This is a genomic window from Enterobacter cloacae complex sp. P6RS, from assembly GCF_014982245.1.
Lineage (GTDB): Bacteria > Pseudomonadota > Gammaproteobacteria > Enterobacterales > Enterobacteriaceae > Enterobacter > Enterobacter bugandensis.
This window is the reverse complement of the sequence record NZ_JADCLB010000008.1, coordinates 124,053-137,245: the sequence shown is the minus strand read 5'-3', so window position 1 is coordinate 137,245 and position 13,193 is coordinate 124,053. Positions and strand designations below refer to the sequence as shown.

The window sequence follows — 13,193 nt, the reverse complement described above, 5'->3', positions numbered from 1 at the left end:
GGTGCGGGGTTTTTTGCTTTTGTTTTTCTCTCTCTCCCTGAAACTTTCTCACCTTCGACTTGCAGGCTCGACATTCATACCATTTCTGGGTATCGTTAGCTGTCTGGATGTCTAAACGTTTATACGTATATTGTGAGGAAGTAAGGTTATGCCGATTCGGGTGCAGGACGAGCTACCAGCCGTCAATTTCTTACGTGAAGAGAACGTCTTCGTGATGACGGCTTCACGCGCGACAGGTCAGGAAATTCGCCCGCTGAAGGTTCTCATCCTCAACCTGATGCCGAAAAAGATTGAGACGGAGAATCAGTTTCTGCGTCTGCTGTCGAACTCCCCGCTGCAGGTCGATATTCAACTGCTGCGTATTGATGCCCGCGAGTCACGTAACACGCCCTCTGAGCATCTGAATAACTTCTACTGTAACTTCGAAGATATTCGGGGGGAAAACTTCGACGGACTGATTGTGACAGGCGCGCCGCTCGGTCTGGTTGAATTTAACGATGTTGCTTACTGGCCGCAGATCAAACAGGTGCTGGAGTGGGCAAAAGATCACGTCACATCAACGCTGTTTGTCTGCTGGGCGGTACAGGCCGCACTCAACATTCTCTACGGTATTCCCAAGCAAACCCGCACTCAAAAGCTCTCCGGCGTATACGAACACCACATTCTTCATCCACACGCGCTGCTGACGCGTGGTTTTGATGACACCTTCCTGGCCCCGCATTCTCGCTACGCCGATTTTCCGGCCCAGCTGATTCGTGATTACACCGATCTGGAGATCCTGGCCGAAACGGAAGACGGGGATGCCTACCTGTTTGCCAGTAAAGACAAACGTATCGCGTTCGTTACCGGTCATCCTGAGTATGATCCCGATACTCTCGCATCAGAGTATTTCCGTGATGTCGAAGCGGGTCTTAATCCGGATATCCCGTACAACTATTTCCCGAAAAACGATCCGCAAAACAAACCAGGAGCCACCTGGCGCAGCCACGGAAATCTGCTGTTCACTAACTGGCTCAACTATTACGTCTACCAGATTACGCCGTACGATCTTCGCCACATGAATCCGACGCTGGAGTAATCGTCTGCATTAAACGATCCTAAAGCGTTTCAGCTATTCAGATCAGGCACCTTCGGGTGCCTTTTTTATTTCCGAAATCCCGTTCAACATGCCAGGAAACTTTAACTCCATATTAATCATCATGTTGCGTTGTAATTAAAATTAAAATGGAAATTGTTTTTGATTTTGGAAAAATTATAGATAGTCTTAATTCTGCTGAGCGAAAACTACACAACGATCTTTCGTTCGCATTGGGGGCGTGATTTTGGATCTTTGATGAGGAGCAGAACGATGACTCAACAGGCAACCACGGTCGATGAATTGACCTTTACCCAGCCGAATGGTGAGCAAGAACAGCAGGTTTTGACGGCCGAAGCGGTAGAGTTTCTGACTGAGCTGGTGACCCGCTTTACGCCGCAGCGCAATAAGCTGCTGGCGGCACGCATTCACCAACAGCAGGAAATCGATAACGGCAAGTTGCCAGGATTTATTTCGGAAACTGCTTCCATTCGTCGTGGTGAGTGGAAAATCCGCGGCATTCCTGAAGATTTACAGGATCGTCGCGTTGAGATCACTGGTCCGGTAGAGCGCAAAATGGTGATCAACGCCATGAACGCCAACGTTAAAGTTTTTATGGCCGATTTTGAAGACTCGCTGGCCCCGGACTGGAACAAAGTTATCGACGGGCAGATCAACCTGCGCGATGCCGTCAACGGCACTATCAGCTACACCAACGAAGCCGGGAAAATCTACCAGCTCAAACCGAATCCGGCGGTGCTGATCTGTCGCGTACGAGGTCTGCACCTCCCTGAAAAACATGTCACATGGCGTGGAGAAGCCATTCCGGGCAGCCTGTTTGATTTCGCACTTTATTTCTTTCATAACTACAAAAACCTGCTGGCAAAAGGTAGCGGTCCCTATTTCTATCTGCCAAAAACGCAGGCCTGGCAGGAAGCCGCCTGGTGGAGCGAAGTATTTAGCTACGCGGAAGATCGCTTCAACCTGCCGCGCGGCACGATCAAGGCCACGCTGCTGATTGAAACGCTGCCCGCCGTGTTCCAGATGAATGAAATTCTGCATGCCCTGCGCGACCACATTGTCGGCCTGAACTGCGGACGCTGGGACTATATTTTCAGCTACATCAAGACGCTGAAAAACTATCCCGATCGCGTACTGCCGGACCGCCAGGTCGTGACCATGGATAAACCCTTCCTGAGCGCCTATTCGCGTCTGCTGATTAAAACCTGCCACAAGCGCGGTGCCTTTGCGATGGGCGGCATGGCGGCCTTTATTCCGAGCAAAGACGCGGAGCGCAATAATCAGGTGCTCAACAAGGTGAAAGCCGATAAAGAGCTGGAAGCCCGTAACGGTCACGACGGCACGTGGATTGCCCATCCGGGCCTGGCCGATACGGCGATGGAGGTCTTCAATCGTGTACTCGGCGATAACAAAAATCAGCTGTTTGTCACGCGCGAAGAAGATGCCCCAACGGCTGAAGAACAGCTGCTGGCACCGTGCGCGGGCGAGCGAACGGAAGAGGGGATGCGTGCCAATATTCGCGTCGCGGTCCAGTACATCGAAGCGTGGATCTCCGGCAACGGCTGCGTGCCTATCTACGGCCTGATGGAAGATGCTGCCACGGCGGAAATTTCGCGCACCTCTATCTGGCAGTGGATCCACCATCAAAAAACGCTCAGCAACGGCAAGCCGGTCACCAAAGCCCTGTTCCGTCAGATGCTGGCCGAAGAGATGCGGGTCATCCAGGACGAGCTGGGCGAACACCGCTTCAGCAGCGGACGTTTTGACGACGCAGCGCGCCTGATGGAGCAAATCACCACATCAGATGACTTAATCGACTTCCTGACCCTGCCGGGCTACCGCTTCCTGGCGTAACTCACCACATAACAATATGGAGCATCTGCACATGAAAACCCGTACCCAACAAATCGAAGAATTAAAGAAAGAGTGGACTCAACCGCGCTGGGAAGGCATCCGCCGTCCTTACAGCGCGGAGGACGTGGTGAAATTACGCGGCTCGGTCAACCCGGAATGCACGCTGGCACAGAACGGTGCGGCGAAAATGTGGAGGCTGCTGCACGGTGGCTCCAAAAAGGGTTATATCAACAGCCTCGGTGCGCTGACCGGCGGCCAGGCATTGCAGCAGGCAAAGGCCGGCATAGAAGCCATTTACCTTTCCGGCTGGCAGGTCGCGGCGGACGCCAACCTGGCCTCCAGCATGTATCCGGATCAATCTCTTTATCCGGCCAACTCGGTACCGTCGGTGGTGGATCGGATCAACAATACCTTCCGCCGCGCGGATCAGATCCAGTGGGCCGCAGGCATTGAGCCCAACGATCCGCGTTTTATTGATTACTTCCTGCCGATCGTGGCGGATGCGGAAGCGGGCTTCGGCGGAGTGCTGAACGCCTTCGAACTGATGAAATCGATGATTGAGGCCGGTGCAGCGGCCGTTCACTTCGAAGACCAGCTGGCGTCGGTGAAGAAGTGCGGGCATATGGGCGGAAAAGTTCTCGTCCCGACCCAGGAAGCGATTCAGAAGCTGGTTGCCGCGCGTCTCGCTGCTGACGTGCTCGGCGTGCCGACGCTGGTGATTGCCCGTACCGATGCGGATGCGGCAGACCTGATTACCTCTGACTGCGATCCGTACGATAGCGAATTTATTACCGGCGAGCGCACCAGCGAGGGGTTCTATCGCACGCATGCCGGTATCGAACAGGCCATCAGCCGCGGCCTGGCCTATGCCCCTTACGCCGACCTGGTCTGGTGTGAAACGTCCACGCCGGATCTGGCGCTGGCGAAGCGCTTTGCCGATGCGATTCATGCGAAATACCCGGGCAAACTGCTGGCCTACAACTGTTCGCCGTCCTTCAACTGGCAGAAAAAGCTGGATGACAAAACCATCGCCAGCTTCCAGCAGCAGCTGTCGGATATGGGCTACAAGTTCCAGTTCATCACCCTGGCAGGCATCCACAGCATGTGGTTCAACATGTTCGACCTGGCGCACGCTTACGCGCAGGGGGAGGGCATGAAGCACTACGTTGAGAAGGTGCAGCAGCCGGAGTTTGCCGCTGGTAAAGACGGCTATACCTTTGTTTCTCACCAGCAGGAAGTGGGGACGGGCTACTTTGATAACGTGACGACCATCATCCAGGGAGGCGCCTCATCCGTTACCGCCTTAACGGGGTCAACCGAAGAAGCACAGTTCTAAACTTTTCCCCCTCTCCCCTCCGGGGAGAGGGACGGGGTGAGGGGGAATATATGTCGCGTGGCCTGGAATTGCTGATTGCCCAAACCATTCTGCAGGGCTTTGATGCCCAGTATGGTCGTTTTCTGGAAGTGACCTCCGGCGCGCAGCAGCGCTTCGAACATGCAGACTGGCATGCGGTTCAGCAGGCCATGAAGCAGCGTATTCATCTCTATGACCACCATGTGGGTCTGGTGGTGGAGCAGCTGCGCTGTATTACCGACGGTAAAAGCCCGGACGCGGCATTTTTACTGCGCGTGAAAGAGCATTACACCCATCTGTTACCCGACTACCCTCGCTTCGAGATTGCGGAGAGCTTTTTCAACTCCGTCTATTGCCGGTTATTTGACCACCGCTCATTATCTCCTGAGCGGTTATTTATCTTCAGCTCCCAGCCTGAGCGCCGCTTCCGTACCATTCCGCGTCCGCTGGCGAAAGATTTTTTCCCCAATCGCGGATGGGAAAAGCTCCTGCATCGCATCTTAACGGATTTGCCGCTGCGCCTGCCGTGGGAGAACAAGCTCCGGGATATCGGCTATATCCATGCGCATCTTCGTGAAACCTACGGCGAGGAGGTGCTCAGCCGCAGCCATTTGCAGGTGGCCAACGAGCTGTTCTACCGGAATAAGGCCGCCTGGCTGGTGGGCAAACTTGTTACGCCGACGGCCATTGTGCCGTTTCTGTTGCCCATTCACCGTACCGACGACGGCGAACTGTTTGTCGATACCTGCCTGACCACCAGCGCCGAGGCCAGCATCGTGTTTGGCTTCGCCCGCTCCTATTTCATGGTGTACGCCCCGCTGCCTGCCGCCCTGGTGGAGTGGCTGCGCGAGATCCTGCCGGGCAAAACTACCGCCGAGCTGTATATGGCGATTGGCTGTCAGAAGCATGCCAAAACGGAAAGTTACCGGGAATACCTGCGCTATGTCACCGCGGCGGATGAGCAGTTTATCGAAGCGCCAGGTATCCGCGGCATGGTGATGCTGGTCTTCACGCTGCCGGGCTTCGACCGGGTCTTTAAGGTGATAAAAGACAGATTCGCCCCGCAGAAAGAGATGACCGCCGCCCACGTCCGCGCCTGCTATCAGCTGGTAAAAGAGCACGATCGCGTCGGGCGAATGGCCGATACCCAGGAGTTTGAAAACTTTGTGCTGGATAAGCAGCAGATCGATCCGGCGCTTATGTCGCTGTTAATGCAGGAAGCGCCGACGAAAATCACCGATCTGGGCGATAAAATAGCGATTAGCCATCTCTATATTGAGCGCCGTATGGTGCCGCTCAATATCTGGCTGGAACAGTCAGAGGGCCAGGCATTACGTGATGCCATCGAAGAGTACGGCAACGCTATCCGCCAGCTCGCCGCCGCCAATATCTTCCCTGGCGATATGCTGTTTAAAAACTTCGGCGTCACCCGGCACGGGCGGGTGGTGTTCTACGATTACGATGAAATTTGCTACATGACCGAGGTGAACTTTCGCGATATCCCGCCGCCCCGTTACCCGGAGGATGAGCTCTCCAGCGAGCCGTGGTACAGCGTTTCGCCGGGCGATGTGTTTCCCGAGGAGTTTCGCCACTGGCTGTGTGCGGACCCACGCATCGGGCCGTTATTTGAAGAAATGCATGAAGATCTGTTCCACGCCAGCTACTGGCGCGGGCTACAAACGCGGATCAAAAATGGGCACGTGGAGGATGTGTACGCTTACCGCCGCAAGCAGCGGTTTTGTGTGCGGTTTAACGAATCCCACCGTACGCCAGCGTCACCTCTTTCGCGGCCTTAATCACCAGCGCGCCCAGCTCGGTCACCCGGTCGTCGGTCATACGTGAGATGGGGCCAGAGATGGAGATCGCAGCAAACGGCTCGCGATGTTCGTCGAAAATACAGGCCGCGAGGCAGCGCAGCCCAAGGGCATGTTCTTCGTCATCAAACGAATAGCCGCGCTTGCGGGTCAACGCCAGATCTTCTTTCAGATGCACCGGCGACACCAGCGTGGCGTGGGTGTAGGCGTGCAGCCCTTTACGGTGCAGCAGCCCGGTCACCTGCTCTTCGCTCAGCTGCGACAAAAACGCTTTCCCCGCCCCGGAGGCGTGCATCGGCAGCTTGCCGCCAATCGGCGCGGACATGCGCATCAGCTGCGTGCACTGCACCTGGTCGATGATAATCGCCTGGTGGTCGCTCTGGTCCAGCACCGCAAGGTTCACCGTCTCGCCGGACTCCTCCATCAGCTTGCGCAGGATCGGGTGCACAATCGCCAGCAGGTTACGGCTCTGAAGGAAGCTGCTACCCACGATAAACGCATGCGCGCCCACCGCCCAGTGCCCCAGCTCGCCGACCTGGCGGACAAAGCCCAGCTGCTGCATGGTGGTCAGCAGGCGGTGCGTGGTGGAGTTCGGCAGACCAGCCTGCTGGGCCAGCTCCGTCAGGGCCACGCTACCGTGCGATTCGGCTATCCACTCCAGCAGCTTCAGACCGCGCGTCAGGGATTGAACCTGTCCGCCGGGTTGTGCAGCAGCGGTGGCGGCAGGTTTTCTGCCGCGTTTGGCGGGAACGGTCGCGACCATGACGATCTCCTTTTTCTGTATCGTGGAAATCATTTTCGTTTTATTTGGTGAATTTGCAACCGTTATCCTGACTGATCGGAGGAGTGATGGTGAACATGTCTCATGTTACCGCGGCGTGACTTTTCCACCCTGCGAGATTGTGCCAGTATGGAACGCAGCCTTTTGGCCTTGTTGAGCGTTGTCGGGAGCAAGTGTGAGCAGCAAAGTAGAGCAACTGCGTGCGCAGTTAAATGAACGAATTCTGGTGCTGGACGGCGGCATGGGCACCATGATCCAGAGCTATCGTCTGAGCGAAGACGATTTCCGCGGCGAGCGCTTCGCCGACTGGCCCTGCGACCTGAAAGGGAACAACGACCTGCTGGTGCTCAGCAAGCCGTCCGTGATTAAGGATATCCACAATGCCTACTTTGAAGCGGGTGCGGATATTGTAGAAACCAACACCTTCAACTCGACAACCATCGCCATGGCGGATTACCAGATGGAATCCCTGTCGGCGGAGATCAACTATGAGGCGGCCAGGCTCGCCCGCGCCTGTGCCGACGAGTGGACGGCCCGCACGCCGGACAAGCCGCGCTACGTTGCCGGGGTGCTTGGCCCGACCAACCGCACCGCGTCGATTTCACCGGACGTCAACGATCCGGCGTTTCGTAATATCACCTTTGACCAGCTGGTTACGGCGTATCGTGAATCGACTAAAGCGCTGGTGGAAGGTGGCTCCGACCTGATCCTCATTGAAACGGTGTTCGATACCCTCAACGCCAAAGCTGCGATATATGCGGTGAAAGAGGAGTTTGAGGCGCTGGGCGTTGACCTGCCGATCATGATCTCCGGCACCATCACCGACGCCTCCGGGCGTACCCTGTCCGGCCAGACAACCGAAGCGTTTTATAACTCCCTGCGCCACGCCGACGCGCTCTCCTTCGGCCTGAACTGCGCGCTGGGACCAGACGAACTGCGCCAGTACGTGCAGGAGCTTTCGCGCATCGCCGAATGCTATGTTACCGCGCATCCGAACGCCGGTCTGCCGAACGCGTTTGGCGAGTACGATCTGGATGCTGACACCATGGCGGCGCAAATCCGCGAGTGGGCCGAGTCAGGCTTCCTGAACATCGTCGGCGGCTGCTGCGGCACCACGCCGGAGCACATCGCTGCCATGAGCAACGCCGTGGACGGGCTGCCGCCGCGCAAGCTGCCCGAGCTGCCGGTTGCCTGTCGCCTTTCCGGCCTGGAGCCGTTGACCATCGGCGACGACAGCCTGTTTGTGAACGTGGGTGAACGTACCAACGTTACCGGTTCCGCTAAATTCAAGCGCCTGATCAAAGAAGAGAAGTACAGCGAAGCGCTGGACGTCGCCCGCCAGCAGGTGGAAAGCGGGGCGCAGATTATCGATATCAACATGGACGAGGGGATGCTTGACGCCGAAGCGGCGATGGTGCGTTTCCTCAACCTGATTGCCGGTGAGCCGGATATCGCCCGCGTGCCGATCATGATTGACTCCTCCAAGTGGGAGGTCATCGAAAAAGGGCTGAAGTGCATTCAGGGCAAAGGCATCGTTAACTCCATCTCGATGAAAGAGGGCGTGGATATCTTTATCCACCACGCGAAGATGGTGCGCCGCTACGGTGCGGCCGTGGTGGTGATGGCCTTCGATGAGGTGGGCCAGGCCGACACCCGCGAGCGCAAAATTGAGATATGCCGCCGCGCGTACAAAATTCTGACCGAAGAGGTGGGCTTCCCGCCGGAAGACATTATTTTCGACCCGAACATCTTTGCCGTCGCGACCGGCATCGAAGAGCACAACAACTACGCCCAGGACTTTATCGGCGCGTGTGAAGACATCAAGCGCGAGCTGCCGCATGCGCTGATCTCCGGCGGCGTGTCGAACGTCTCGTTCTCGTTCCGCGGCAACGACCCGGTGCGTGAAGCGATCCACGCCGTGTTCCTCTACTACGCCATCCGCAATGGGATGGACATGGGCATCGTCAACGCCGGACAGCTGGCGATTTACGACGATCTGCCTGCCGAACTGCGCGATGCCGTAGAGGACGTGATCCTCAACCGTCGCGACGACGCCACCGAGCGCATGCTCGACCTGGCGGAAAAATACCGCGGCAGTAAATCGGATGAATCGGCCAATGTTCAGCAGGCCGAGTGGCGTTCCTGGGACGTGAAAAAGCGTCTGGAATACTCGCTGGTGAAAGGGATTACCGAGTTCATTGAGCAGGACACCGAGGAGGCGCGTCAGCAGGCAGCCCGCCCGATTGAGGTGATCGAAGGGCCGCTGATGGACGGCATGAACGTGGTTGGCGATCTGTTCGGCGAGGGCAAGATGTTCCTGCCGCAGGTGGTGAAATCCGCTCGCGTCATGAAGCAGGCAGTGGCTTATCTTGAACCCTTCATCGAAGCCAGCAAAGAGAAGGGCTCCAGCAACGGTAAAATGGTTATCGCCACCGTGAAGGGCGACGTGCACGACATCGGCAAAAACATTGTTGGCGTGGTGTTGCAGTGTAATAACTACGAAATTATCGACCTTGGCGTGATGGTTCCGGCGGATAAAATCCTCAAGACCGCGCGCGAAGTGAACGCCGATCTGATTGGCCTCTCCGGCCTGATTACGCCGTCGCTCGACGAAATGGTCAACGTGGCAAAAGAGATGGAGCGTCAGGGCTTCACCATTCCGCTGCTGATTGGCGGGGCGACCACCTCGAAAGCGCACACGGCAGTGAAGATCGAGCAGAACTACAGCGGACCGACGGTTTACGTGCAGAACGCCTCGCGCACGGTGGGCGTGGTTTCCGCACTGCTCTCCGAGACTCAGCGCGACGATTTTGTGGCGCGCACTCGCCAGGAGTACGAAACCGTTCGCGTGCAGCACGGGCGCAAAAAACCGCGCACGCCGCCGGTGACGCTCGCCGCCGCACGCGATAACGACCTGGCCTTTGACTGGGCAAGCTATACGCCGCCGGTCGCGCATCGTCTGGGCGTGCAGGACGTGACGGCCAGCATCGAGACGCTGCGCAACTACATTGACTGGACGCCGTTCTTTATGACCTGGTCGCTGGCGGGCAAATATCCGCGCATCCTTGAGGATGAGGTGGTTGGCGAAGAGGCGAAGCGCCTGTTTAAAGACGCCAACGATATGCTGGACAGGCTGAGCGCAGAGAAAACCCTCAACCCGCGCGGCGTGGTGGGGCTGTTCCCGGCGAACCGCGTGGGTGACGACGTGGAAATCTACCGCGATGAAACCCGCACCCACGTGCTGGCCGTGAGCCATCACCTGCGGCAGCAAACCGAAAAAGTGGGCTTTGCCAACTACTGCCTGGCGGATTTCGTTGCGCCGAAGCTGAGCGGGAAAGCTGACTATATCGGCGCCTTTGCGGTAACCGGCGGTCTGGAAGAAGACGCCCTGGCGGACGCGTTTGAAGCGCAACACGATGATTACAATAAGATCATGGTGAAAGCGATTGCCGACCGCCTGGCGGAAGCCTTTGCTGAATACCTACACGAACGCGTACGTAAGGTGTACTGGGGTTACGCGGCGAATGAGAACCTCAGCAACGAGGAGCTGATCCGCGAAAACTACCAGGGGATTCGTCCGGCGCCGGGCTATCCGGCCTGTCCGGAACACACCGAAAAAGGCACTATCTGGAAACTTCTGGACGTGGAAGCGCATACCGGCATGAAGCTCACCGAGTCGTTCGCCATGTGGCCGGGCGCGTCCGTGTCGGGCTGGTACTTCAGTCATCCGGACAGCAAGTACTTCGCCGTGGCGCAGCTGCAGCGCGATCAGATCGAAGATTACGCCCTGCGCAAAGGCATGAGCGTGTCTGAGGTAGAGCGCTGGCTGGCACCGAATTTAGGCTACGACGCGGACTAACGTCACTTTTCCTTACAACAAACAGGGCACCTCAACGGTGCCCTGTCTCTTTCTTACGTTTAAACCCTTATACTTAATCATAAAATCTATAACGATAAGGAGAACCCACTTCCGTGCTGACGTTGTTACATCTGCTTTCGGCAGTCGCACTGCTCGTATGGGGCACCCATATTGTCCGCACCGGCGTGATGCGCGTGTTCGGCGCGCGCTTACGTACCGTCCTCAGCGGCAGCGTTGAGAAGAAGCCGCTCGCCTTCTGCGCGGGGATTGGCGTCACGGCGCTGGTGCAAAGCAGCAATGCCACCACCATGCTCGTCACCTCCTTTGTGGCGCAGGATCTGGTCGCGCTCGCCCCGGCGCTGGTGATCGTGCTGGGTGCTGACGTCGGTACCGCGCTGATGGCGCGTATCCTGACGTTCGATCTCTCCTGGCTGTCGCCGCTGCTGATTTTCATTGGGGTTATCTTCTTTCTTGGCCGCAAGCAGACCCGGGCCGGGCAGCTTGGCCGCGTGGGCATTGGCCTCGGGCTGATTCTGCTGGCGCTGGAACTGATTGTGCAGGCGGTGACGCCTATCACCCAGGCGAACGGCGTGCAGGTCATCTTCGCCTCGTTGACCGGTGACATCATGCTGGATGCGCTGATCGGGGCAGTGTTTGCCATCATCAGCTACTCCAGCCTGGCCGCCGTGCTGCTGACGGCCACGCTCACCGCCGCCGGGGCGATCTCCTTCCCGGTCGCGCTCTGTCTGGTGATCGGTGCCAACCTCGGCTCTGGTCTGCTGGCAATGCTCAACAACAGCGCGGCCAACGCTGCCGCCCGTCGCGTGGCGCTCGGTAGCCTGTTGTTTAAGCTGGTGGGCAGCCTGATTATTCTGCCGTTTGTCCATCCTCTGGCAAACCTGATGGACAACCTCCCGCTGCCGAAGGCGGAGCTGGTGATCTACTTCCACGTCTTCTATAACCTGGTGCGCTGCCTGGCTATGGTGCCGTTTGCCGCGCCGATGGCCCGCTTCTGCGAGCGTCTTATCCGTGATGAACCGGAGCTGGACGCGCGCCTTAAGCCGAAGCACCTGGATACCTCTGCGCTGGACACTCCGGCGCTGGCGCTGGCGAATGCCGCGCGCGAGACGCTGCGCATGGGCGATGCCATGGAAACCATGCTCGAAGGGCTGAAAAAGGTGATGCACGGCGAGCCGCGAGAGGAGAAAGAGCTGCGCAAACTGGCGGACGACATCAACGTGCTGTACACCGCCATCAAGCTCTACCTGGCGCGCATGCCGCAGGACGAGCTGGCGGAGGAGGAGTCCCGCCGCTGGGCGGAAATCATTGAGATGTCGCTCAACCTTGAGCAGGCCTCCGATATCGTTGAGCGTATGGGCAGCGAGATTGCTGATAAGTCGCTGGCCGCGCGTCGGGCGTTCTCCGTTGAAGGACTGAAGGAGCTGGAAGCGTTGCACGAGCAGCTGGTCAGCAACCTCAAACTGGCGATGCTGGTCTTCTTCTCCAGCGACGTGCCAAGCGCGCGCCGCCTGCGCCGCAACAAGCATCGCTTCCGCATTCTTAACCGCCGCTACTCGCACGCCCACGTTGAACGTCTGCACCAGCAGAACGTGCAAAGTATCGAGACCAGCTCCCTGCACCTGGGGCTGCTGGGGGATATGAAGCGTCTTAACTCGCTGTTCTGCGCAGTGGCGTATAGCGTGATGGAACAGCCGGATGAAGATGACGAGCGGGATGAGTATTAATCCCCGGCGTGTTTGAGTGTTAGCCCAAAGCCCAATGCTTTCATGACCGCGAGCGTGGTTTTGAGCGTTGGGTTTCCTTTATCACTGAAGGACCGATAAAGCTGCTCACGTGATAAGCCAGTTTGCTGTGAAATGTTCGACATTCCTTTGGCTCGCGCTACAACCCCAAGGGCTTTAGCGATATACGTCGAGTCGCCTGTTTCTAGTGCATCAGCGATAAACACGGCGATTTCCTCGTCATCCACCAGCGCGTTGGCGGGATCGTAAGGTGTTAATTTATGCATGCTCATTCACTCCTGCCATTGGGATACATTGCTCAGCATTTTTGCTGTCAGTATGTCTCTGTCCTGGCTGCTTTTGTCACCACCACATAACAGCACGATGATGCAATTGCCCTGGTCTTTAAAATAGATTCTGTAGCCCGGACCAATGTGGATCCTTAGCTCACTTATACCTTCTCCCACGGGTTTAACGTCACCCGCTAAGCCATTTGCCAACCGAAAGAGGCGGGAAGCGATAATGGTCTTCGCTCGTCGATCTTTTAAGTTTTGCTCCCAGCGTCGGAAGGATTCTGTCTGAACAATCTCCTTCATATTACTCCCTGTGATTTATAAACTACAAACATTTCTACATGGAGAGTAAAACTAAAAGGCTTGAACACATGGGTAAATGACAGGACGTAAAATCCTG

The 13,193-nt window shown here is 57.1% G+C and carries 9 protein-coding genes; 6 read left to right on the top strand and 3 right to left on the bottom strand.

Annotated elements, in window-relative coordinates; genetic code table 11:
* The first annotated feature begins 148 nt into the window (after nucleotides 1–148).
* The 4 genes from metA (at nucleotide 149) to aceK (ending at nucleotide 6,100) form a co-directional block, all read left to right on the top strand.
* Nucleotides 149–1,078 (top strand): homoserine O-succinyltransferase, encoded by a 930-nt coding sequence (gene metA / locus INF73_RS05440; protein ID WP_048957448.1) that lies wholly within the window; start codon nucleotides 149–151, stop codon nucleotides 1,076–1,078.
* Nucleotides 1,079–1,348: 270 nt separating this feature from the next.
* Nucleotides 1,349–2,950 (top strand): malate synthase A, encoded by a 1,602-nt coding sequence (aceB, locus tag INF73_RS05435; RefSeq protein WP_047362605.1) that lies wholly within the window; start codon nucleotides 1,349–1,351, stop codon nucleotides 2,948–2,950.
* A 31-nt stretch (nucleotides 2,951–2,981) separates the two neighbouring features.
* Entirely contained in the window at nucleotides 2,982–4,286 is a 1,305-nt protein-coding gene (gene aceA, locus INF73_RS05430; protein WP_193540859.1) for an isocitrate lyase, read from the top strand.
* Between the two features lie 50 nt (nucleotides 4,287–4,336).
* Nucleotides 4,337–6,100: a bifunctional isocitrate dehydrogenase kinase/phosphatase gene (gene aceK, locus INF73_RS05425; RefSeq protein WP_193540857.1), complete on the top strand. Its 1,764-nt coding sequence runs from the start codon at nucleotides 4,337–4,339 to the stop codon at nucleotides 6,098–6,100.
* On the opposite strand, the gene iclR is transcribed toward aceK, so the two are convergent.
* On the bottom strand, nucleotides 6,054–6,881 hold the full coding sequence (gene iclR, locus INF73_RS05420) for a glyoxylate bypass operon transcriptional repressor IclR (protein WP_074148023.1): 828 nt from the start codon (nucleotides 6,879–6,881) through the stop codon (nucleotides 6,054–6,056). The genes aceK and iclR overlap by 47 nt on opposite strands.
* 193 nt (nucleotides 6,882–7,074) lie before the next feature.
* Here iclR and metH point away from each other — a divergent pair, with 193 nt between their 5' ends.
* Complete coding sequence (gene metH, locus INF73_RS05415; protein ID WP_193540855.1) at nucleotides 7,075–10,758, top strand: methionine synthase; 3,684 nt, start codon at nucleotides 7,075–7,077, stop codon at nucleotides 10,756–10,758.
* A gap of 113 nt (nucleotides 10,759–10,871) precedes the next feature.
* Entirely contained in the window at nucleotides 10,872–12,503 is a 1,632-nt protein-coding gene (locus INF73_RS05410; RefSeq protein ID WP_028015118.1) for a Na/Pi cotransporter family protein, read from the top strand.
* Here INF73_RS05410 and INF73_RS05405 read toward each other — a convergent pair.
* Nucleotides 12,500–12,787, bottom strand: coding sequence for an addiction module antidote protein (locus INF73_RS05405; RefSeq protein ID WP_021242718.1), 288 nt, complete (start codon nucleotides 12,785–12,787; stop codon nucleotides 12,500–12,502). The two genes, INF73_RS05410 and INF73_RS05405, sit on opposite strands and share 4 nt — an antisense overlap.
* Nucleotides 12,788–12,793: 6 nt before the next feature.
* Nucleotides 12,794–13,096 carry a type II toxin-antitoxin system RelE/ParE family toxin gene (locus INF73_RS05400; RefSeq protein ID WP_028015119.1) on the bottom strand — a complete coding sequence of 101 codons (303 nt, stop codon included), beginning with the start codon at nucleotides 13,094–13,096 and terminating at the stop codon, nucleotides 12,794–12,796.
* Nucleotides 13,097–13,193 lie beyond the last annotated feature (97 nt).